Source organism: Salinicola sp. CPA57 (assembly GCF_003206035.1).
Classification (GTDB): domain Bacteria; phylum Pseudomonadota; class Gammaproteobacteria; order Pseudomonadales; family Halomonadaceae; genus Salinicola; species Salinicola socius.
The window spans coordinates 244,333-266,853 of the sequence record NZ_PZJR01000007.1; the positions used below are offsets into that span (position 1 = coordinate 244,333).

General features: G+C 58.2%; 23 protein-coding genes and 1 tRNA gene. 18 read left to right on the top strand and 6 right to left on the bottom strand.

Annotated features, from left to right (window positions below; all coding sequences use genetic code 11):
- The first annotated feature begins 37 nt into the window (after nt 1–37).
- Both DOM36_RS09395 and DOM36_RS09405 read left to right on the top strand, forming a co-directional pair.
- A complete protein-coding gene (locus tag DOM36_RS09395) occupies nt 38–706 on the top strand; it encodes a glycosyltransferase family A protein (protein ID WP_110642872.1) in 669 nt (222 codons plus the stop codon).
- An 864-nt stretch (nt 707–1,570) separates the two neighbouring features.
- Nucleotides 1,571–2,401, top strand: coding sequence for a Crp/Fnr family transcriptional regulator (locus DOM36_RS09405; protein ID WP_110642876.1), 831 nt, complete (start codon nt 1,571–1,573; stop codon nt 2,399–2,401).
- A gap of 118 nt (nt 2,402–2,519) precedes the next feature.
- On the opposite strand, the gene DOM36_RS09410 is transcribed toward DOM36_RS09405, so the two are convergent.
- The gene (locus DOM36_RS09410) at nt 2,520–2,975 is read right to left on the bottom strand and encodes a universal stress protein (protein WP_110642878.1); all 456 of its coding nucleotides are present in this window, start codon (nt 2,973–2,975) and stop codon (nt 2,520–2,522) included.
- 185 nt (nt 2,976–3,160) lie between these two features.
- Between DOM36_RS09410 and greB the strand changes: the two genes are divergently transcribed.
- Together greB and DOM36_RS09420 are read left to right on the top strand one after the other, a co-directional pair.
- Nucleotides 3,161–3,700 carry a transcription elongation factor GreB gene (gene greB, locus DOM36_RS09415; protein ID WP_110642880.1) on the top strand — a complete coding sequence of 180 codons (540 nt, stop codon included), beginning with the start codon at nt 3,161–3,163 and terminating at the stop codon, nt 3,698–3,700.
- Between the two features lie 81 nt (nt 3,701–3,781).
- On the top strand, nt 3,782–5,026 hold the full coding sequence (locus tag DOM36_RS09420) for an HDOD domain-containing protein (protein ID WP_110642882.1): 1,245 nt from the start codon (nt 3,782–3,784) through the stop codon (nt 5,024–5,026).
- Here the strand turns inward: DOM36_RS09420 and DOM36_RS09425 are convergent.
- Both DOM36_RS09425 and DOM36_RS09430 read right to left on the bottom strand, forming a co-directional pair.
- Nucleotides 5,010–6,017: a methyltransferase gene (locus DOM36_RS09425; RefSeq protein ID WP_110642884.1), complete on the bottom strand. Its 1,008-nt coding sequence runs from the start codon at nt 6,015–6,017 to the stop codon at nt 5,010–5,012. The genes DOM36_RS09420 and DOM36_RS09425 overlap by 17 nt on opposite strands.
- Complete coding sequence (locus DOM36_RS09430; protein WP_110642886.1) at nt 6,017–6,865, bottom strand: methyltransferase domain-containing protein; 849 nt, start codon at nt 6,863–6,865, stop codon at nt 6,017–6,019. The genes DOM36_RS09425 and DOM36_RS09430 overlap by 1 nt, the downstream gene beginning before the upstream one ends.
- Nucleotides 6,866–7,048: 183 nt before the next feature.
- On the opposite strand from DOM36_RS09430, the gene DOM36_RS09435 reads away from it, so the two are divergent.
- The 13 genes from DOM36_RS09435 to DOM36_RS09495 all read left to right on the top strand — a co-directional run bounded on the left by DOM36_RS09435 (nt 7,049) and on the right by DOM36_RS09495 (nt 20,618).
- Nucleotides 7,049–7,125, top strand: a tRNA-Arg gene (locus tag DOM36_RS09435).
- Between the two features lie 165 nt (nt 7,126–7,290).
- Nucleotides 7,291–8,487, top strand: coding sequence for an integrase arm-type DNA-binding domain-containing protein (locus DOM36_RS09440; protein WP_110642888.1), 1,197 nt, complete (start codon nt 7,291–7,293; stop codon nt 8,485–8,487).
- Nucleotides 8,487–9,248, top strand: a complete 762-nt coding sequence (locus tag DOM36_RS09445; protein ID WP_110642891.1) for an isochorismatase family protein — start codon at nt 8,487–8,489, stop codon at nt 9,246–9,248. The genes DOM36_RS09440 and DOM36_RS09445 overlap by 1 nt, the downstream gene beginning before the upstream one ends.
- 229 nt (nt 9,249–9,477) lie before the next feature.
- Nucleotides 9,478–9,774, top strand: coding sequence for an AlpA family transcriptional regulator (locus DOM36_RS09450; RefSeq protein ID WP_110642893.1), 297 nt, complete (start codon nt 9,478–9,480; stop codon nt 9,772–9,774).
- On the top strand, nt 9,771–10,031 hold the full coding sequence (locus tag DOM36_RS09455; protein ID WP_110642894.1) for a hypothetical protein: 261 nt from the start codon (nt 9,771–9,773) through the stop codon (nt 10,029–10,031). The genes DOM36_RS09450 and DOM36_RS09455 overlap by 4 nt, the downstream gene beginning before the upstream one ends.
- Nucleotides 10,032–10,552: 521 nt before the next feature.
- On the top strand, nt 10,553–10,792 hold the full coding sequence (locus DOM36_RS09460; protein WP_110642896.1) for a hypothetical protein: 240 nt from the start codon (nt 10,553–10,555) through the stop codon (nt 10,790–10,792).
- A complete protein-coding gene (locus tag DOM36_RS09465) occupies nt 10,785–11,102 on the top strand; it encodes a hypothetical protein (RefSeq protein WP_110642898.1) in 318 nt (105 codons plus the stop codon). The genes DOM36_RS09460 and DOM36_RS09465 overlap by 8 nt, the downstream gene beginning before the upstream one ends.
- Nucleotides 11,095–12,162: a toprim domain-containing protein gene (locus tag DOM36_RS09470; protein ID WP_110642900.1), complete on the top strand. Its 1,068-nt coding sequence runs from the start codon at nt 11,095–11,097 to the stop codon at nt 12,160–12,162. The genes DOM36_RS09465 and DOM36_RS09470 overlap by 8 nt, the downstream gene beginning before the upstream one ends.
- On the top strand, nt 12,155–13,936 hold the full coding sequence (locus DOM36_RS09475; protein ID WP_110642902.1) for a DUF927 domain-containing protein: 1,782 nt from the start codon (nt 12,155–12,157) through the stop codon (nt 13,934–13,936). The genes DOM36_RS09470 and DOM36_RS09475 overlap by 8 nt, the downstream gene beginning before the upstream one ends.
- A 430-nt stretch (nt 13,937–14,366) precedes the next feature.
- On the top strand, nt 14,367–15,290 hold the full coding sequence (locus DOM36_RS09480; RefSeq protein WP_110642904.1) for a hypothetical protein: 924 nt from the start codon (nt 14,367–14,369) through the stop codon (nt 15,288–15,290).
- Nucleotides 15,291–15,464: 174 nt separating this feature from the next.
- The gene (locus DOM36_RS09485; protein WP_110642906.1) at nt 15,465–16,259 is read left to right on the top strand and encodes a nucleotidyltransferase domain-containing protein; all 795 of its coding nucleotides are present in this window, start codon (nt 15,465–15,467) and stop codon (nt 16,257–16,259) included.
- A 1,147-nt stretch (nt 16,260–17,406) separates the two neighbouring features.
- Nucleotides 17,407–19,290, top strand: a complete 1,884-nt coding sequence (locus DOM36_RS09490; protein ID WP_110642908.1) for an AAA family ATPase — start codon at nt 17,407–17,409, stop codon at nt 19,288–19,290.
- A 272-nt stretch (nt 19,291–19,562) separates the two neighbouring features.
- Complete coding sequence (locus tag DOM36_RS09495; RefSeq protein ID WP_110642910.1) at nt 19,563–20,618, top strand: YiiX/YebB-like N1pC/P60 family cysteine hydrolase; 1,056 nt, start codon at nt 19,563–19,565, stop codon at nt 20,616–20,618.
- Between the two features lie 106 nt (nt 20,619–20,724).
- Here the strand turns inward: DOM36_RS09495 and DOM36_RS09500 are convergent, their stop codons facing one another.
- From DOM36_RS09500 to DOM36_RS09510, 3 genes are all read right to left on the bottom strand, one after another.
- Nucleotides 20,725–20,958, bottom strand: a complete 234-nt coding sequence (locus tag DOM36_RS09500) for a GNAT family N-acetyltransferase (protein WP_110642911.1) — start codon at nt 20,956–20,958, stop codon at nt 20,725–20,727.
- 545 nt (nt 20,959–21,503) lie between these two features.
- Entirely contained in the window at nt 21,504–21,800 is a 297-nt protein-coding gene (locus DOM36_RS09505) for a DUF6482 family protein (RefSeq protein ID WP_279626535.1), read from the bottom strand.
- Between the two features lie 14 nt (nt 21,801–21,814).
- Entirely contained in the window at nt 21,815–22,030 is a 216-nt protein-coding gene (locus DOM36_RS09510; protein ID WP_075570452.1) for a DUF2945 domain-containing protein, read from the bottom strand.
- A gap of 179 nt (nt 22,031–22,209) precedes the next feature.
- Between DOM36_RS09510 and DOM36_RS09515 the strand changes: the two genes are divergently transcribed.
- On the top strand, nt 22,210–22,446 hold the full coding sequence (locus DOM36_RS09515; RefSeq protein ID WP_110642913.1) for a hypothetical protein: 237 nt from the start codon (nt 22,210–22,212) through the stop codon (nt 22,444–22,446).
- Nucleotides 22,447–22,521: the final 75 nt, after the last annotated feature.

Here is a 22,521-nt window from a genome sequence, read left to right on the forward strand (position 1 = left end):
CGGCAGTGAACCGGTTGCCTCGCCAGAGTACCGCGCCTTGATCGGCATCGTGGTGCCGGCTCATGACGAGGAGGAAACGCTCGACGCCTGTATTGCCTCGCTCAGGCTCGCCGCCTGCCATCCGCAATTGGACGGTGAGGCCGTTCGGATCGTGATCGTGCTGGATGCCTGCACCGACGACTCGGCGGCGATCGCCCGGCGGGCAGGGGTCGATGTACTGGAAGTCGCCTTTACCAACGTTGGGCTGGCTCGCCATCGCGGCGCGAACTGGCTGATAGACCAGGGCGCGCGCTGGCTGGCGTTCACCGACGCCGATACCGTCGTCGAAGCGGACTGGCTGGTGCACCAGCTCGCCAGTCGCGCCGACGCCGTCTGTGGTGGTGTCCACCTGCTCGATTGGGCCAATCTGTCCCAGGAGATCCGTCGCCGCTATCTGGCTCATCGTCGTTCAGTCGCCGATGGACGCCATATTCATGGCGCCAACCTGGGCGTCAGCGTTGCCGCCTATCTCGCCGTGGGTGGATTCGCGCCCCTGGTCGCCCACGAAGACGTCAAGCTCGTCGGCACCTTGCAACAACACGGATTTACCATCGACTGGTTGCAGACCATGCGCGTCAAGACCAGCTCGCGACGCAACGCCAGAGCTCCTGAAGGCATGGGCGCCCTGCTACGGTCGCTGGAAAGAAATGATGCCGGTATTGGATGAAGAACGCACAGTGACCGTGTGCGCCACAATGATCCTGCGCGCCCACTCCTTGAGCCGAAACCAATTCCACCGATGCGTCATCAGCGTTTCATCCCTCCCAAGCCTTTTAAGCTCTGTCTGAAAAATCGGCGAGCGATGGCCAGACTAGGCAAAAATTGACGAAACAGCGGAGTTTACGAGNNAGTCAATTTTTAACGCCGGATGGGCGAGCGCAGGCATTTTTCAGACAGAGCGTAGCTTCTCTTCTCAGTGCCGCAGCTAGCGAATACGTACGGCGTGACAGCCATGGGCCGCACCAACTCTCGCGACCTTTCTTTCAGGAACAGTAAAAAGATTCCAATCAACGATCCCAAAAGAGGGATTTTTTTTGTAATCAACCGAGTTGCACATAAGTTAATTTTCACATCGACTTTTCCGTCTATAACAACGCTTAGCGTTAGTCGCACTCTAAAACAAGCTAAAAATCCAACAACAATTGACGCAGATCAAGTTTGAAAAGGATTGGACAATTATTGGTGGAATACAGCAGGTTGCACCTAACTAAAACTAGCCTTACCAAAAGGAAATAAAAAACGTCATTTCTTAACTACAATGAATAACATTTAAGAACACGATCCACTCGACGGAAATTGGATATCCACTAGCTTCATAAGCAGTGGCAACGTCAAACCACGACATGAACCCAAGGATAGGGAGAGTTTCGTATGAGTTATTTCAACCCGCGTAAATTTCATGACTATCGCCCGGACACACCGGGTCCGGCTGATACAAGGACGGCCAATCAGGTCGATCAACCTGCATAGAAAGAATTTCAAGTCAAACCCGGCGAGCAATATGACCGGGTATTCATCGAGGTAGATTTCCATGTCTTCGTTAGTCGAAGCCGCCGCGCCATCGCTCAAGATTTCCCAGCGCCCCGCGGCGAACTCACAGCCGTGGCAAGGTTATTCACTTTATTTCGAGATTCTTTCGCGTCACTCGCCGCTGTCGATCACCAATCGTGAAACCTTGACCGAACTCCAGCAAGCGCCACGCCGGTTCAAAAAAGGCAGCGTGATCAAGAATCACGAATTGAACACCAAGTATGTGCTGGCCATTCAGAATGGCTGGGCGTGCTCCTGTCGCGTCACGGAAGAGGGCAAACGTCAGATCATCGATCTCTATCTACCGGGTGACATCGTGGGCCTGCGCGACTATCACGCAGGCGGGCGTTTCGATGAAGTCATCATGCTCACCGAGGGTCTGGTCATCCCTATGCATAAATCCCAACTCGACCTGGGGATGCAGAAAGATCACAGCCTGGTGAATGCCGTGCTGGCGACCTCCATGCATCAATGCAACATCATGGCGGATCGGCTCAACAATCTGATCAGCCACGACGCCACGACCCGGATCGCCTATTTCATTCTGGAGCTGCATGCACGTCTCAATCTGGCGCGTGGCGAAATCCAGGAACTGACGCTTCCCGTTTCCCAACAGGTCATCGGCGATTTACTGGGAATGACCAATGTGCATGTCTGTCGCTGTCTCAGTCAGCTCGAGTTCCAGGGGCTGCTGACGCGCGACAAGGAGTCGCGCAACATTCGAATTCTCGATTATGCAGCCTTGTTGACGTTAGCCGAATTCAACACGTCCTACCTATACTCTTGCCGAGTTGATAACCCTCGAGCCAGCCGTCCTTTGAATCCACATTGAGTCAATGGATAAATTTCAGCGATAGCGAACCCATGAAAAGCGAGTAGCGGCGCGTAGAGCATGTTCCGTCATACTGTGATGCACTGACGCCTGCCCCATCGTCCCGATTTTCTGCCGTTCATGGCGCATGCTCCAGAACCGATTTCTCTTCCTCGTTGACGACGATCAGGTGACAGGGCGTCGACTGTTTGATCTCGCCGATCGTCCCTTTCCATCCCGGTGATCTCCTTGAGGTCCCCATGATGATCGCATCGACCGCGAGTCGTCGGGCCTCTTCAGCGATGGTCTCGGACAGTTTTCCATCCCTGGCCAGGAAGTTCACCGCGGCCATGGGTTCGTTCAGCCGCTCCCACCACGCTTCCAGCAACGCTTGGCCCCGTGCCAGATCCTCGCGATCCAGTCCGTGCGTGGGAGCGCCGGTCGCTGCGCCAAGCACATCGCCCTTCTCCCGAGGTTCGACGACATGCAGCAGGTAGAGTCGGGAGTGTTCGTGCTGGGCGATCCCTCTCGCTTTACGCAACGCTGCCATGGAGGCCGGATTTTTCCCCATGGGAATCAGAATGGAATTCTGCATTCTTCGCTCTCCTCGCCATTTCACTGCCGAGTATAGCGGCCCCACCCTACCCCTCTTTGACCTCGATTAATGCCACAAACCTGCCCGGCCAACACATATGGGGCGAGCGTATTCGATATGCCCATAGTGGTGATCGGCGAATTCGCGTTAGGCTATCTCGATCCTCAAGGCTCGAGAGATTTTACATGCAAGGTCGAAACATGACGCGCTGGCGCGATCCCAAGACAGATCCGCGCCAGGAGAAGAAAAGCAATCTGATCACGCCTCAGGGGTTCGATCGACTGCAGGGTATTCATGATCATCTATCGCGTATCAAACGACCGCAGTTATCGACGAAAGTCGGTGAAGCCGCCGCATTGGGTGACCGCAGCGAAAATGCGGACTACACCTATAACAAGAAAGAGCTCAATCGGGTCATCGCGCGGATCCGATACCTGCGCAAGCGACTCGACGAGCTGCAAGTCGTCGATCGTCTGCCGTCGGATCTGGGGCGAGTCTACTTCGGCGCTTATGTCGTGCTGGAAGACGATGATGGCGAAACGCTATCGGTGCGCCTGGTCGGCCATGACGAAACCGATACCGCCAGGCACTGGATCAGTGTCGACGCGCCGCTGGCTCGGGCGATGCTGGGGAAAGCGCTCGATGATGATGTCATCGTCGCGGCCCCCGGCGGTGAGACGCACTATATCATCACCGATATCACCTACGCGGATCAGAATGGCTAGCTCGATAGGCAAATCGAACCATAGCCACTGAGGTTCAACCAGCCACCGGGCCGCAACGAACGAGCTCATCGAGGACAGCCCATGTCGCAGGCCTCCGAAACCCCAGCAGCATCGGTACTGTTCGCGCGACAACCTATCTTCGACGCCGCTCTCGAGATCGTCGCCTTCGAGCTGCTGTTCCGCCCGACCGATGGCGGGCCGATGCCGATGCCGTTCGATGGCAATCGCGCAACCAGCACGGTTCTGCTGAACGCTTTCACCCAGGGCGATCTGCAGACGGTCAGCCAGGGCAAGCCGCTATACGTCAATTTTACCGCGGAGACGCTGAGCAACGACTTGCCGTTCGACCCGGCCCGTCTGATCGTCGAGATACTCGAGGACATTCCGTTCGACGATGTCATGCATGACCAACTGGTTCGGCTCCGCCAGCGCGGATTCACGCTTGCGCTGGACGACTACACCGATGCAGATGCCGAGAACCCTTACCTGCCTCTCGTGGATATCGTCAAACTCGAATATCCCCATTACTGCAACGAAGGCTTCGAACAGATCGTCGGCGCGCTACGCCAGCGACACCCGCATATCCGGATACTGGCCGAGAAGCTGGAGACGGAAGACGACCTCAGATGCTGTCGGCACGTCGGCTGCGATCTGTTCCAGGGCTATTTCCTGGCTCGCCCTCAGATCATGCATGGCGCCGCGGTCGCCACCGATCGTATCGCCACGCTCAAGCTCATCGCCACGCTCAACAAACCCAAGGTGAGCGTGCGCGAGATATCCAACGCCATCGAGTGCGATCCCACCCTGGGCGTGCGCCTGCTCAAGCTGGTCAATACCGCGAAATATCGGCGTCAGGCCGACATCACCTCTCTCACGCAAGCCGTCGCCTTGATCGGCACGCAGCGCATCCGCAGCCTGACAACCTTGCTGGCGCTGACGGAGATGGAAGACAAGCCGGAATCGCTACTGCAGTTGGCGCTCTCCCGCGCCTGCCTGTGCCGTGAGCTCGCCGGCAGCGAGGCGGAGCTGGCCGAAAAAGCCTTCATCGCGGGTCTGTTTTCCTACCTGGAAGCATTCTTCAATCGCCCGCTGGCGGAGCTCGTCGACTCGCTGCCCCTGCATCCCTCGATCACCGAGGCGCTGTTGAATCATGTCGGCCCGGTCGGCACGTTGCTCGAGACCGCCATCCGGCTGGAAAGCGGTGAATGGAACGAGATCCCCTGGGCTCCCCTGAAAGAGATCGGCATTCAGGCCACGGACGTCAGCGCGGCCAACCGGCGAGCGATCCAGACCGTGCGTGAGCTTCAGACTAACGCCGGGTCTTGACCGCTCGATAGACCCGAAAACGGCGATTGTCGGCCAGGATCTCGAAACTCCCGAATGCGGCTTCGAGCCAGTCCGGGTACGGCAGAAAGGCGTTGGCGACCAGCGTCAGGCTGCCGCCTTCGACGAGATGCGCCGGCGCCTCGCGGATCAAGCGCTCGGCGGGGCCATAATCGATCGAGCGCTGCTGATGAAACGGCGGGTTGCTGACGATGGCGTCGAAGCTACCTTCCAACTGGCGATAGACGTCGCTCTGGAGAACCGTTCCGGCCAACTGATTGGCCGCCAGCGTACGGCGTGTCGCCTCGACCGCGAATTCATTGATGTCCACCGCGGTGACTTCACAGCCCTGCAATGCCAGCCACGCCGCCAGAATGCCGTCTCCACAGCCGACATCCAGCGCGTGTAGCGGCGCGTTGCCAAGCGCCGGCAACGGCGACTGCGTCAATGCCTCCATCAACAGCCGCGTGCCCTCGTCGAGCTTGCCGTGACCGAAGACGCCGGGGTGTGTCTCAAGCGTCAGCCCCTCTGCCGTGAAACTCTGCCAGACGGCCTCCGGGTTGCGAACGGATTCGACCGTCCGGCTCGCGAACAGCGTGCAGCGACGTGCCGTATCCAGCTTGCGGCACACCTGCTGAAAGCCTTCCAACATATTCGGCACCCGTTTGATGCCGCCCTGATTCTCGCCGACGACCTGCAGCGGCGTGCCAACCGGCAAGGACGCATTGAGCGCCGCCAGCCACCATTCACCCAGGGCATGGCTCTTGGGCCAGAACAGCACCGCGCCCGGTACCTCGGCAGACGGTGCGGTGAGGGCGCCGTAGGCCGGCCGCCCGGCCTGGCGCCAGGCATCGCAGACGTCCAGCTCCGCACTCCAGACGCTGCCCTCGCCGGACTCGAGCCAGCCATCGCGGGGCGGCGCGACCCATAGCCAGCCGCGATAGTCCGCATCCTGGCGGGCGAGCAGTTGACACGCCGGTGGCTGCGTCGACATCAGAACGTCTCCTCTGGGCCCGCGCTGTCGGCGTGCCGAATGATGTAGTGAAGGTAGCGCCCCAGGCGCCAGTGCGGCTCGGTCTGGCAGTAGCGCTTTTCGAGCTCGATGATCGTCGCAAGCTGGGCTTCGTCCGGCGAACGTTCCCGCAGGTAATCGTGAAAGATCCGAATGCCGGCGACGCTTTCGATCACCAGCCCCTCTTCCCGACACCAGCGCTCGAGATCGGCATGCGTCAGCGGCGAGATCGGCGTCAACCGCTGCCGCTGGCCGGTGCCCGAAAGCCGGTCCTCCAACGCCTTGTCGAGGTTGCCCTTGACCACGTTGGAAAAACGCAACGCATCGCGGTTGAACACCATCAGCGACAAACGACCGCCCGGTGCCAGCAGGGACTTCAACGTGACAACCGCCTGACGCGGCTGGGCCAGCCATTCCAGCACCGCGTGGCATACGACCAGCGGCCATGGGCCCGGCGCCAGCTCCGGCAACGCCTGGATCGAGGCATTCAGCGCCCGGATGGGCAACTCGCCGAATTCGGCCTGCGCACGCGCCAGCATCTCCGCGGAAGGCTCCGCCAGAGTGACATCATGCCCCCGCTCGGCCAGCCAAACGCTCATCTGGCCGAGGCCGCCGCCTACATCCAGCGCGGCCGCACCGTCCTGCGGCAGGGAACAGGACAGCAACTGATCGAGCACTGCCAGCCGGATCTGGCCGCGCGCCGTGGCGTAGAGGCTATTGGCGAACTTGTCGGCCAGGCCGTCGAAGATCCGGTCCTGCCCCACGGGGATATCGTTGCCGTGTCGCGGGCTCGCGGTGGGCAGCTCGGAAGCGTCATCAGAACTAGGCATGAGAACACGGCATGAGATAGCGAAGGCTCGAATCGGAAAGGCGGCATTGTACCAACGCCAGCGCAGAGCGTCCCGACGCAATGGCCCCCACGGGTTTATCTCGACGAATCCGGCCCTTATACTATGCGCCGCTCGAGACACATGCTTCGCTCGACGAACAGCCGTTGTGCTGTTCCGCCTTCCGCCCCCATAGCTCAGCTGGATAGAGCGTCCCCCTCCTAAGGGGAAGGTCTCAGGTTCGAATCCTGATGGGGGCACCAAATTACATTCCTTAACGTTCCAAGAAGTTCCAAAAAACAAAGAAAATTCATAGCGTTACACTACAATTCAGTCCTCAGCGTTCCCAATTCTTCCTCCCAAATCCGGTATACAGATGGCATACTCATCGGAGTAACCCTCTGTTCGATTGTCACTCGTATGCCACTATGCCGCTAACCTCCCGCAAGATCGAAACAACCAAACCAGGCCCCAAAACCATCGCCCTATCAGACGGCTTGGGATTGGAACTCAGGATTTCGCCCAATGGTCACCGGGGCTGGCGTTTGCGTTACACCCGACCCAACGGCAAGCGCAACATGATGAGCCTTGGCCCATACCCCGAGATCACGCTCGCCGAAGCCAGAGAAAGGCGAACGGACGCGCGACGCCTCATCGCTAAAGGCATCGATCCGGTCGAGCAGCGCAAGGAGGAAAAGCTGGAGAAGGAGCTGGCTAACACTCATACCGTTCGGGCCATGGCCAAGGAGTGGCACGACACCATGAGCCATCGCTGGAAAGCCGGCTCAGGCAGAGACAAGCAAAGCTGGGCAGCACTGGAGCGTCACGTTTTCCCCTATGTGGGTTCCCGCCCCCTGGAGGGAATCAAGCCGCTCGAGTGGTTAGAGCTGCTGCGTCGGCTCGAGGCAGCGGGAAAGGGGGAGCAACGCCGGCGCGTTCATGCCTTCTGTCGGGACATCTACCGTTTTGCCATCATTACCGGGCGCGCCACCTACAATCCGTTGACGGATCTTGGCGCAGCGCTTCTGCCTCAGAAGAAAAAGCATTACCCATACCTTCCTCAAGACGAATTCCCGGCTCTCGCCGAGGCTATCGAGGGGTACACCAACAGCCCCATCGTTCGCATCGGACTGAAATTGCTCACCTTGACCGCCGTTCGTCCCGGTGAGCTTCGTCTGTCCAGATGGAATGAGTTTGATCTTCAGGCTGGCGTTTGGGTGATTCCCGCCGAGCGAATGAAAATGGGCCGCGAACACAAGGTCCCACTGCCCTCTCAGGCCATTCTCGAGCTTCGCGAACTCCATAGGATGACCCACCCTTTCGGGTGGCTTTTTCCGGGCAGGAACAACCCTCGCCAACCGCTCTCGAACGCGACGTTCAACATGGCGTTCAAGCGTATGGGGTACGAGGGCCGCTTGGTGCCCCATGGCTTGCGCCACATGGTCGCCACCGGGCTCAAGGAATACGGCTACCCCCGCGAGTGGATCGAGATGCAGCTCTCGCACAAGCTGCCAGGCGTCGAGGGGATCTATACCCATGCCGAGCATATGGCACCGGAACAGCGCCCAGCGATGATGCAGTTTTGGGCGGATCGGCTCTATCCCACGACCAACGAGGCAGATTGATGAGCCGCTTCTCCTGCAAGGTTTGTGGTGGCCCTGCCAAAATTCGCTCCAGTAAGATACTGGCCGAGGGTTATCGCGTCCTCTATCTCGAGTGTAAGAATCTGGATTGCAGAGCTCGGTTCAAAATTGACGACATCCAGCAACCGCTAACCGAAAAAGAGAAAATCGAGAAATTCGGAATCAAGCGACTGACTCTCTCAAGTAGTGCGCTTCTGATCATCGATCAACAGGTTTGCATGAAGGATCGCGGGATCCTTCATCGCAATAATCATGATGCCGAGAAATACATCACAGAGCTGCTCGCCATTTGGCGTAAACGTGAGCTCCCAGTCATTCACATCCGGCACATCTCTCGCGAAGCGACTTCCGGGTTTTCTCCTGGCCAACGAGGCGCCGATTTTCAGGATGGTTTCAAGCCATTAAAAAGTGAAGCTGTGTTCGAAAAGAACGTGCCGGATGCCTTTATCCACACCGGGTTGGAGCGATGGCTCAGAGTGCGTGGGATAGAGAATTTAGTGGTCTGTGGAGTATCGAGCGAAAACTCGGTGGAGGGCACAGTCAGGACGGCTGGAAATCTGCAATTTCATGTGTGGGTGCCTGAAGCCGCTTGCTACACCTTTGCCAAGAAAGACTATTTCGGAGCTTCCCGCACTGCCGAGGAAGTACACGCCATGGCGATGGCGAATCTCTCCGGCGAGCACGCTTTGGTTTGCGATCATGAATGGTTACAACTCGCGCTGAAATACTGGTCTGCTACGTAATGATTGCCTTATTTGGCCGTATTTGTCCGCCATTGTTCATATTTGTCTCGCCCTAAAGCGACGCCGCTACCTCCCCCGATTTGTCAACGAAGCGCATCCACTCCGGGTTTGCTGTGAACCCCCGTTCTACAACGCAGATCGCTCGAAGTCCTGCTTTCTCCCCGGCAAGCTGATCACGTCCCGAGCCGGAACCGCTCGGAAACGTCATCACAGCCACCGAGGAACCATCATGGCGAACGTCTCAACGACAACCGCTTTCCAGAAGGTCGAGCGCATCGAACTCGGCAACCGCCTGTTGCGTCGCCGCGACGTGGAGCTCAAGACCGGCAAGAGCCGATCCGCGATCTATGCCGGCGTCAGCAACGGCACCTTTCCGGCACCGGTGCCGATTGGTGACAAGAGCGTCGCCTGGCTCGAGGAGGAGGTGGATAGCTGGATCGCCGCCCGTCTCGCCGAGCGCAACCGCACGCTGGCCGGCCGCCAGATTCACCACTTCGCCAACACTGCCCAGGAGGCCCGCGCATGAAACGCTTCACACTGACCGTGGGCGACCAGTCGCTCAACTTCACCGAAGAAGATATCCCGGCACTGGACGAGGCGCTGAACGTCGCGACCAACCGCGCCGGCCGCGAAGTGATCCGCCATAGCGCCAGCGGCACCCGCGTGGCGGTGCTGATGGAGCGCAACGGTAGCGGCGGCAAGCATTCCACGCTGCCCCGCGATCCCAATACCGTCCTGATGCGCGATCTGCATCGCGGTCCGACGCTCGAGACCGACTGCTAGACCGCCCGCACTCTCCGACCTAATCCGACTCGATTCACACAGCCGCTCGACGTTCACGCCGAGGGGAATAGGGAGGCTTTGTGCCTACGAAACGCGAAAACCCCGGTCAGCGTGGGGCTGCCGGGGCTCTCAAAGACACTCTTAGCAATGACGATCCTAGCAAAATCCGGGGCGGTGTCACGCCCCGACACACGCCGATTTGCCGGGGGCTGACGCTCTCCATTCGTCATCCTTTGGCCGGGGAGGGCTTGCACCTTCCTAAAGGGTCCGGCTACGATGCTCTCGTTACGGCAAAATTCGTAACCGGGTTTGGCGACCCGACAGGAAGGAGGCGCAGTAGCGCCCACACCATTGCAGGCGCTTTTTTTGTGCCCGTAATGCGTCGTTATGGCGGGCTGCATGGGGAGACCTTCGGGTCTGCCGGGTTCCTCTTTCTCCGGTTCGCCAACCCTGTGCAGTCCGCCCCCAAGCTGTTTGGCGACAGCCGGGGCGGTTCCTTCGAAGAGAGAGGAGCCTCACCCATGGCAGAACACGCCCCCCGTGCGTCCGCACGATCCGTCATTCCCCCGCATCAAATCGCTACCGCCGTTATCGGTGCCAAGCTGATCGCTTTTCGCGTCAATCGCCGTCCCGATCAACTTGCCCATCTGCTGGGCATGACCCGCATGGCCGCCGAGCTGGGCGCGATCACGCCGGAAGAACGTCAGCAGTTCCTGGCCGACCTCGATGACCTGATGGCCGAGGAGATGCGTCATGGATAAGCGCCTCGAGCAAGCCAACTGCCTGACCGAGACCGAGTGCCTGCTGATCGATCCGCGCAGCAACCGCGAGACGTTGCTGGACAACGCGGAGATGCGCCTCGACGCGATCAAGGATCTGATGTTCACGCTCTCGACCATGAATGGCCGGGACAACGATCTGACCTCGGTGGATCTCTCCAATCTGGCCATGGTGTCGCGCTTCCTCGTCGGCGACGCCTGCGACTTACTGGCAGCGGCGCGTCAGCGCGACCTGGATGCACGTGCGGCAGCGCATCGGCAGACTATCAAGGGAGGCGCTGGCCATGTCTGAAGTCGTCGCCAAGATCCAGCGCGTGTCTCGCGCCTCACTGGCTTACGCCGAGACCCTGACCCGTGAGTGGCTGCCGCAAGGCAGCCGCCAGGGCAGCGAGTGGGTGGCTCGCAACGTCGCCCGCGGCGACCGTGCCAGCGGCTCGTTCGGCGTCTCGCTCGTCACCGGCAAGTGGAACGACTTCGCTGACCGCCAGGCCCACGGTGGCGATCTGGTCTCGCTCTACAGCTACCTGTTCGGCTGCCGGCAGGTCGACGCCGCCATGGCGATCGATCGGCGCCTGGGGCTGGGCGTGTTTCGCTGGGGCGCGGCTCCCATCACGTCTCCCGCTGCCAACTATCCGTCCGGATTGAGCGTATCGGATGCGACGGAAGCGGCCCACCGCCAACGGCTGGAGAGTATCGCCGCCGACAAGGCCCTCGCTCGCCAGGAAGCGGCGGCCCGGGCCCGCACGGTGTGGGACGCCGCCAAACCGGCCAGCGCCACCCATCCCTACCTCATGAGCCGGGGCGTCCCGGCCTATGGCCTGCGCCAGTGCCGGCGCGGCTGGCTGCTGGTGCCGCTCTACGCCCAGGGCGAACTGGTCAACCTGCAATGGATCCTGCCCAACGGCAAAAAGCGCTTCCTCAAGGGCGGCCAGGTCCAGGGCGCCTACTCGCTAGTCGGCGAGCCCGTCGCCGGTGGCCGGCTGTTCATCTGCGAGGGCTGGGCAACCGGCGCCACGCTCTATCGCCTCACCGGCGACCCGGTGGCGTGCGCTATGAACGCCGGCAATCTGCGCGCTGTCGCCGAAACGATGCGCGCCGCCCTGAATCGCTCGCTGGATCTCGTCATCGCCGGCGACGACGACCGCCAGACCGAAGGCAATCCGGGGCGGCAGGCGGCCAACGATGCCGCCCTGGCCGTGGGTGCGATGGTGCTCTATCCCAAGTGGCCGGACGGCTGCCCCGACGATCTGACCGACTTCAACGACCTGTATCGCTGGCATCGGGCCCGGCTCGATGAGGCGTCCCGGAACGACCAGCGACAGGCTGGCATGACGGGAGGTGACCATGAGTGAGTCACAGCCGCACCTGACCGTGGTCGGCGAGCCGGCCGCACCCAACCTGGAACGCCTCGAGCGACCGTCGTTCGCAGTGTACGAAGGGCCCACCAGTGTCGACGGCCGCATCTTCCGGGCCGGCACCTGGTACCACGGCATCAAGCACACCAATAACGACGACGGGGGCCAGCCTTACGACGTCTGGATCTGCGCCCCGCTCCATGTCGACGCCGAGACCGTCAACAGCGATGACGGCAGCATCGGCCGCCTGCTGCGGTTCCGACATCGGAGCCAGGTCATCGAGCATGTCATGCCGATGGAAGCGCTGGCCGGTAAGGGCGAGGAAGTGTTGAAGGCGCTAATGCGCCAGGGTCTCGAGATCGAGTACCACCAGCGTCGCCACGTGCCGGCCTATATCGCCAGCCACCATGGGCTGAACCGCATCCTGGCCACTACCACCCGGCCGGGCTGGCACGACGCCAGCGGCGCGTTCGTGCTGCCCCACCGCATCATTGGTAAGGCCGACGTGCGGTTTCAGGACAGCGGCAAGGGCGCGCATCTGTTCACGGAGCGCGGCTCGCTCCCAAGCTGGCAAGAGGAACTCGCCTACTACTGCCAGGGCAACCCGGTGCTGATCCTGTCGGTCTGCTGTGCGCTGGCCGGGCCAGTGCTTTCCCGTGTCGGCGTCAACGGCGGCGGCGTGCATCTGGTCGGCGACTCCTCGAGCGGTAAATCCCTCGCCCAGTCCCTCGCCGCGTCGGTGTGGGGCAATCCCGGCGTCTTTGCCGCGTCCTGGGATCTCTCCAAGGGCGGCATCGAGATCGAGGCATCGTCACGCAACGACACGGTACTGATCCTCGACGAGATCAAGCGCGCCGACCCCAAGCGTGTCCAGGAGATGGCCTATGCCATCGCCAACGGGACCGGCAAGGGCACCATGACCCGGGAGCGGGAAGGACGGCCCAAGCTCTACTGGCGCGTGCTGGCGCTGTCCAGCGGGGAGCGCTCGCTGTCCGAACACGCCGCCATCTCGGGTAACAGCGCCCACGCCGGCGCCGAACTGCGGATGGTCGACGTCAACGCCGGCACCCGCACCTATCGCGCCTTCGATGACGTCCACGGCATGAGCGGTGCGCTATTCCATCGGCGCTTGACCACGGCCGCCTCGCAGCACTTCGGCCACGTGGGGCCGGCGTTCGTCGAACGACTGGTACAGGAGACCGACCCGGACCACTTCCACCGCCGTTTCACCGAGATTCGCCAGCACTTCGATGCCGTCAGCCCCCAGGCCGGCCGCGTCGCGGATCGCTTCGCGGTGATCGGTCTCGCCGGCGAGCTGGCCATCGAGTACGGGCTACTGCCCTGGCCGGCCACCAGTGCCGCCACGGCATGCCGTCACCTGTTCCTCGAATGGCTGGCCAGCGTCGGCGACGGGAACGCCGAGGACCGCCAAATCGTCGCCGCGATCAACGACTTCATCGCCCTGCACGGCGATAGCCGGTTCTCCGACATCGCCGCCACGCTACCCAATCCCAACGTGCGCCAGCGCGCCGGGTATTACGAGATCGTCGACGGCAAGCGGCTTTACCTGTTCAACCGGGCGTCGCTCACCGAAGCGGCCAGCGGCTACGGCCGGGAACGCATCCTGCGCACCCTGGAAACCAGCGGCGCGTTGGCCAAGACCGACGGCGGCCGCCGCCAGAAAAACTATCGCCTGCCAGGAGGTGGGTATGCGCGTTTCTTCGTGATCGATCCCGACCGCCTCGACACCGAACGGGAGGCGACAGCATGAGGAAGCATTTTTCACAGGAACCTAGTTTCAGTGGCAACACTGGCAACAGTGGCAACGCCCAGCAACCATGCGGGTTACAGCCGTTGCCTATAGAACAGAGAGGTGGCAACAATGGCAACACATCTCCTTGTATCCCTATCTATGGCTCCCACCCTGTTGCCACTCCAAAAATAGCGGCAACACGTTGCCACTTACAAGTCACTGAAAATAAAGGGAATTGCCTCTGTTGCCTTGTTGCCACTGATTTTCGAAATCAGGCAGAGGAATATTGGGACATTGGTACATCGGGAAATGACACCGGTATCGGCGACGTCTCGAGCCCATCCCTTCCTCCCCTGGCGAGCGACTGTTTTCCCGAATCGAGCCCCCTGACCCTGGCTGGCCACCCCCGGCCAGGGCGATGCCCCGCACCCCAAGGAGAGCCCAGCGCATGACTACCCCGACCGAGAACAGTCAGGACACCCAAACCCGCACCCAACCGACCGGAGAGACTGCCGCCATGACGACGACCGAAACGCGCCTGCAAGGCCAGCGCCTCGACTACCTGCCGCAGACCTCGGCCATCAACGCGCTGACGCCCGAGAAAGCGAGTGCCCGACTGGAACAGGCCCGTGCCGACTACCTGGCCCAGCGTGAACGCCTGGCGCCCGCCGCCCAGGAACTCGAACGGCTGCGCAAGACCCGCAATGCCGCCGAGCATCAATCCCGGCAGACCGGCGAAAGCTGGCGCAAAGGGTTTCTGGAGAACTTCGGCAAGCAGGGCAAGGGGATCCGCGAACAGCAGAAAGCCGAACGGGAATGGCGTCTCGAGGTCGAGCAGACCGACGCCATGATCGAGCTGCTGGCGCCCCAGGTGGAATGGCTACGCCTGCATACCCAGGTCGCCCGGGAGCAGTTCCAGCGGGCTCGCCGTGACGCCAGCGAAGTCATGACCCAGCAGATGCTGTTGGCCGCCGCCGAGGCATTGTGCCAGAGCGAGCCAGCCGCGGCGTTCTATGCCACGCTACCGGCGCTGTTCGGCCGGATAGAGACCGATCTTTGCAACAACGCGGGGTATATGGCGCAACACTTCCAAGTGGATACCACTGCCGAGCCCGGCACGGTCATCAAGCACCAGCTAAGCAATCAGGAGACCCAGCACCTCGATCACGAGATCCGCAAACGCCAGTACGCCGCCATCGGCGAGATGGTCTGGCGCTTGCGCCCGGGCAAGCTCGACGCCACCCAGCCGGAAACCCTGGCCGACATCGCGCCATTGACCTGCGAGGACGGCCGCAACGTCTATGGGGGATCGCTCAAACGCGCCCAACGGCTCAAGGAACTCCAGGCCTTGCTCGAGCTGCCGGCGCACTGACGACGCCCAGCGCCTCGATAGACACACCAGACAACAGCCCCGCCCGCCGCGGGGCTTTCGATGTTGGGGCGAGGAGCGTTCGGCGAGGCCCTAGGCAAAAGGGGCAGGCATCGCGACACGCTGATAGCATTGAAGCGGCACCGCCAACCATGACGCCGACCAGGAGCCCGTGCCGTGGCCTTCTCCGACAACGTCACACCCCAGGGCTATCTCACAGAGCCGCCGTGTGGGCCGTTGCAACCTGCCTTCGTCGGCATCGTCGACGCGGCATGTCGGGCACTCGCCGATCAGCTCGGGGCGCGTCTCGATAGCGTCTACGTCTATGGCAGCGTGGCGCGGGGGAAAGCGGTTCCGGGCACGTCCGATCTCGACTTGACCCTGCTCCTGTCTCGGCCGCTGACGCCCGACGGCCAGGCCGATCTCGAGCGGCTGAAAGCCACGTTCGAGAGGCACCATCGTGGGGTATCGAAGATCGACTTCGACGTAGGGACGCTGAGCGAGGCGCTGTCGCCGGCGCACCGGCATAGCTGGGGCTACTGGCTCAAGCATCAATGCCGTTACGTGTGGGGGACGGATCGCCGCGGTACGCTGCCACGTCACAAGCCCTCGCGTGCCATCGCCCTCGCAGTCAACGGCGATTTTCCCAAGGTGCTGGCGTGCTATCGGCAGCGGCTCGCCGCCACCGGCGCGCCAAAAGAGCGCCGCCGTCTGCAGCGCGAGGCGGCCCGCAAGCTGATCCGCGCCACGCACACGCTATGCCACCCCGCCGAGACCCGCTGGCCGGTCACGCTCGAGGAGCATGCCACCCTGGCAGTCGAGCGCTATCCCGCCCGGGCCGACGACCTGGGCTACTTCTTGCGCATGGCGCGAGAGCCCGATGGCGATGCCGACGCCTTCGACACACGGCTCGCTAACGTCGTTGAGTGGATGACGGCACAGCTTGCGCAAACCGGCACCGCCGCGCCCTGATCCAAACCCTATCGCTCGCCGAGAGAGAGGGATTTTGCCTAATTCTATGGTTGGCGCCATTCGCCACGTTCGTCAAAGCAATCAGGAACAGTCAGGCAGATTCTCACAGGAACCTGAAAAATAGTGGGAACACCGGGAACACGCGGGCGGCCTGAGCGAGAAACGGACGCATGCGCCGTCAGAGGCCCAGAGAGCCCTTTAGCGCCGCGATAGGCTCACAGCGTGTCGTCGAAGCCGTTGCGTGCCCCCTGGGCGAGTCTGAGCCGCGCTGATGGCCGATCTCGCCCCCGTGGCCCGTGCCTGCCACCCTTGTGCCGGTCTCACCTCGCCACGTGCGATCAGCACCCCGCCCCGCCCGCACTCTAAATGGGTCGGAATTTTCGCACCTGCCGAAACGTCCTCGAGCCGCGCCACGGCTGATGTGGCGCAGCCCTGAACAGTGCCGGAAATCTATGCGGATTTATGCAGTTTTGCGCTCGCACGCCAGCCGGAACAGGAGTGGACGTGCCCGACCGCGACATTAGACCAATCGATGGGCGATGAGGGGATTCCTTAAAAAGCCTGAATCGTGCTAAGTGTTCCTATACGGCGACAGAAAGGGTGGTCGTTGCCGTGGCTGGGGCCTGGATCGGCGGGTTTTACGCCAGCACCGCCGGCGCGCTGTCGACTCCCCTCCCCGCCTGCGCGCTACATGGGTCGGTTTTGATGCAGCGTTGCAGGTGGCTCCAAGCCGCACCGTTGCTGGGGCGGCTGACCGATTTGGCGCCCTCGGAAATGATGCGGAATGATGCATTTTGCAGCCTACCCGACGAAAGGCGGGAGACGTTGGATAGAGAAGTGCAACGGAATGTGGCAGATTGATACCAAAGGTATTCCTAACAGGCCTTGAGAAGGCTGAAAGGTTCCGGCCCAAAGCGGCTCTTCCGGCAAAGGCGGTAGACGTGTTTATTGGTGCCATATGGCAGTCGTGAGGAAAGTATTCATTGAAATCAGCACGTCGGTGATGCGTTATGAAAATATTGAACGCGCGCACTCGTTCAAGCGGGAAACGGGCGTGCTACTTAATACCTGTTAGCTCGAAGACGAGCCACTGAAGCCTAGGGTTTTACTGCAGATATCGGCATTTAATTATGCATAAAGGTTAATTATGAAATTAATACAATTCCGAGTAACAAACTTCCGGTCTGTTAATGACAGTGGTTGGATTGACGTCTCAGACGTAACCGCCTTGATTGGTGAAAACGAGGCGGGAAAGACAAATCTGTTGCTACCTCTTTGGAAATTTAACCCAACGGCAACCGGTGAAATCAGCCTCCTTGATGATATGCCACGCAGTCGATACTCAGAAATGCGCAGCGAACCGGCTTTACATCTGTTCATTTACTGCAAGTTCGAACTGAATGAAACCGATAGCGAAATTGCTAATAGTTACGGCATCGAAGTCAAAGAGGGTTCGACCATCATTGCTCGGCGAAATTTCGCAGGCCAGTACGGCTTCGAGTTCCCCGATTTTCCAGATGTCGAATTTTCGGATACCTTTAACCCCGCATTGGAACAGCCTGCTGACAAAGAAGGCGAAGAGCCTAAGAAGGGACCAAGCCTTTGGAATCGTTTCAAGAATAGGTTGCCAAACTTTGTATACTATTCAAATTATGGAAATTTAGACGACCAACTTTATTTGCCACATGTCGTCGATAACATGGAGCGTAGCGATTTGGGGGCGCGCGAGGCTGCAAAGACTCGAACTCTTAAGGTATTGTTCGACCTAGTTAGCCTGAGTGCTGAAGAGATGTTAGAGCTAGCCCGTTCCACAGGTGTTATTGAGAGAGTAAATCAACAAGGCCAGAAAATTGGAAACGTTACAAGTAAGGCTGACGACGAGATAAAAGAAGATGATAAAAAACTTCGTGAACGTTTGGCGTTGTTACAATCAGCATCATCCAAGCTGACGAGGAGCTTTTCAGACTGGTGGAAACAAGGCAACTATCGGTTTCGGCTGGTTGCTGATGGAAACTACTTTCGGATATTGGTCGCGGATGACCGCCGACCTGAGGAAATTGAACTCGAGAACAGGAGCGCTGGACTTCAATGGTTTCTGAGCTTCTTTTTAGTCTTCACTTATGAAAGCGAGGATGCCCATGAAGAGGCAATCGTGCTTCTTGATGAGCCAGGACATTCGTTGCATCCACTCGCACAGCGGGATTTAACATCGTTTTTCAACAACCTTGCTAAAACTAACCAGTTGATTTTCACAACGCACTCTCCGTTTATGATCGATGCCGACCGGCTGGATCGTGTCCGAAAAGTATTCGTGGGAGACGATGGCAGCACAGAGGCTTCAAGCGATTTAGGAGTCACGAGAGGAGCTAAAGGACTGAAAGACAATGGGGCAACCTATGCGGTCCATTCTGCCTTGAATTTGACTGTGGCAGAAAGCCTCCTTCTTGGCTGTCAGCCAATCATCGTCGAAGGCCCATCAGATCAACATTACCTTACCGCTATCAAAAGCATATTGATAGGCAATAAAAAGATTGCACCTAAGTTCGAATTAGTTTTCCCCCCGTCCGGTGGCGCCAAAACCGCAAAGATTATAGCGTCCATCTTATCTGGAAGAGATAACGACCTGCCGAAGGTGTTGCTAGACAGTGACGCCGCTGGGAAGCAGGCTATCAAATCTCTTAAAGGAGACCTGTATTCTGATGACAAGGACAAGGTAATCGAAACTGACGATGTTTTTTCCGACCTCAAGGGTACGGAAATAGAAGACCTTCTGCCTACTGCCCTAATGATTCAGGTCCTCGACCGAATGGAACGACGTGCAGAACAAGAATTTGAAGACATTCATGACCCGACGAAACCAATAGTTCCTCAAATAAAGAATTGGGCTGAAAGAGAAGGCTTCGCCATGGAGCCCGGATGGAAAGTAAAGCTCGCGCTGGGCGTCAAAGATAAGCTTTTAGCGAACACGAGCCGATACGTTGAGGGTGACGATATAAAACGATGGAAAGAACTTTTCGACAAGTTACTCTGATTTCTCTTGTATGAATAGATTGCCTTCCACTGGAGGGCGCTGTCGAACGGTCATATGATGTGGATAATCGACCTAATGAGTACATATTGGCGGAATGTTTTTTTCGCTGCGCTCGAAACCAGCCGCAAATCTAGGCGTATATCAGCACCAACTAAAAATCCGCTCTTGGCCGGATGCGACCCAGAGCGGATGGTTCGAGCAAGGTCGCATACGCATTTAAGCCAATAAACGATCATTTTATCTAATACCTGTCATATCTCTACGGAGTTAGAATGAAGTACATTTTGGATTTTGAGAAGCTAGTACCAGGCGACATTATATTAGAATCAGGGAATAGCAAGTTTAGCCCTGTCATCAAGACTATTACTGACAGCATTTACTCTCATGCAATGATCTATGTTGGCCACTCCATTATTCATGCTCTAACGGATGGAGTATATTCGACTAATCCACAAAGAGTTTTGACTGATGATCCTAAAGGGTTAAAGGTCCTTCGATTGAAAAGCCCGCTAACCGAGCAGGCGCGCAATACTGTAGTAAATTATGCGAGAAATCTTTCCGGTAGCATTTACAGCGTGCCTGAAGCGAGTCTAAGCGCAGTCCTTGGAAAAACAAGAAAGTCATCAGCATCTAGGCAACAATTTTGCTCCAGATTAGTGGCCCATTCATACCGTCAGATTGGTGTAAGTATCGCAAATAATCCTGATTACTGTACTCCAGAAGATATCAATAGGTCTGCAAAACTTAATGAAATTACAGGTGTTCTAAAGCCAGCCGATGAACAAGAGGTTGCCTTTGCCGAGTCAGATAACCCTATACGAGAAAACCAGAGAAGAATGTTTTTATGGTTGAATCAAACAAGAGAGGTTTTCGCTAAAAGAAAAATCGAAATCCAGACAGAATCCGATGTCGCGTCTTTCCTGATGAAGAATAACGACTTAGATGGATTGGTTTGTGAGTTCATCAAAGATAGTGAGTATCTGGAACACTATGACTATGACAAAGATGTTAATCCTCATAGATATGAAATAAAGGCTCTGCTGGAAAAGTGTTCAAGCGCGGAGCATGCATTGGAAGTTTTCTTTGGGGAAATAAACAAAGAGCCTAGTGAGATTGCTAGACATTCAAATAGCTACTTTCTAAGCGGGCTGAATTTCATACACTTGGGGCTAGAATACCATAAGCTTCACAAACAACTTTATCGAAATCTATTGCTTATGTCCCACGACAGATTGGTTGTTTTATGCCAGCTCGCGGAGATATTTAGGCAGCCTAAGCTTGCGGAATACTGCAATTATCAAACAAATTACATTCAACGAATAATATAACAAGTTGCTGCACGTGGATAATTACTCGCTTCGCTCATAATTTACCGGTGAGCAAAGCGTTATATCGACTCTGGCTTAACGTCGGCTTCTGGCCGATTACTGCCACTCAGAGTTCATTCTCCACGAATCGGGCTTTGACGAATTTCATTAAGCCGCGGTCCTGCTTCTCAATTGGAAGCCAACCGGCACGCTTGTAGAATGCGTAGGCTCTACTACAGATCTCGGTTTCCAGCCAAATCTTATCGAGTTTGGCGAACAGATGGCGCTCTGCTTTCTCAAGAAGTAAGCGGCCCACATCTCGCCCCTCATGGCAGCGCGGACGAAAAGCCCAAATACGCATGCGGTCTCGTCGCGTACCATCGAAAAGCCGACGGGTACTCGATTGGCGGATTGGAGCCATGGCTACGGGGCGTGCGATGCACAACCCTACGGTCAGCTTTTGAAGCTGCGAGGTATATCGGATGGTATATCTAGATTATAGAAACTAGGAAATTTCTCATAAAAACAAATGCTTACTTGTAATTATAGAATCCTGATGGGCACCAGACCTGCTTTTTCGATGCCCCAAAACACTATCGCCCTGCCTACACGCTAGATGTGGCGAAGACTATGCACCTGATCAGAGTGACAGAAACCGCGCCATTGCTGGCGCAGCGTACACCTGGCCGATGGCGAGATTTTATCTGGATTTATCGGGTTTCGTGTCTTCGTATCAATAGAGTCGCGCGTAGATGTAGATGAAGCGACTTAACGTCCGATAGAGCAGAAGGGCAATTGCTGAGAATCCCGAAATGCGGCCAAGTGCCACCTAGCTGCAGATGACCGAGGACGCCAATATTATTGATGGGCAACGCTGACGCGTCGTATCAATAGTCTGGCCCGACATCATTCAAGCCGGGTCTTGTTCGTGGTCGAGTACATTCGATCGCCCACCATGAGCGTGCCAGGGCTCTGCTGTACCAGATAGAGCGGTATGGATCGCGATTCGACGGCGCTTCGCAGCCGCTGACGGGCGTGGCCCAGCGAGTTGTCGCATATCGGCGTTCCATCGTCATTCGTCAGCATCACGTCCTGACCATCGATATGTGCGCGGTACTGGAAGCTTTGACTCGTCGAGGGCTCGACATCCAGTTCGGCCACGCGACCCTCCCGAGCAAGTTGTACAAATTCACCGTATGTCATCGCCCTCTCCTCGACTACGCTTTTTCCACTTCACTGTGGAGCTTCAACACCCTGGCGCCATCCTCCTGCTTGATGAGGTAGGCCGGGTTCTTATCACTACCCTTTCGCGTGACCTCGCTGCCCTGCAGCTTCCTCGTCACCTTTTCCTGGAATTTCCGAGTGACCTGGCCTTGCGCCCAGTGATCGCCCCACTTCCACTTGACCCATTCACGCTGTTTGAAATCCGCCATACGTCACCTTTTGCTATACACGACAATACTCTTGTACAACTTTTTGAGGCGTGCCATTATTCCTTCGTCGGCAAGGATCGCTGACAAGGGGTGAGGTATCGGTCGCCTGGCCCTGGGTAGTTGCCCCCACATAGGCCGATCAGGACGATCGGGTAGTTACAAGCCAAGGATGGCTATCAATGAAGCACGACATTTCCTGCCCGCGATGCGGATGTTCCGAAGCCCACTCCAGTGATAGCGACCAGGCATGGGACGAGATCACCTGCCGGATATGCAAGGAGTTCATCGGCACCCGGGACTATCTCAGCGGATTCCATTCCCAGAATTACCGTCTGCATGCCTTGAGCCTGTCGCTGGGCATGGTGATCGAGATGGCGCATCAGGGCGATTTGCTGCCAGCAGCGAAAGCGGCCTGATATTCGCCGGATCTGACGGTCGCAATCGAGACGAGCGTCAGGTCTCTCCAGCTCAAGCTTTTCTCGTGGTCTGCT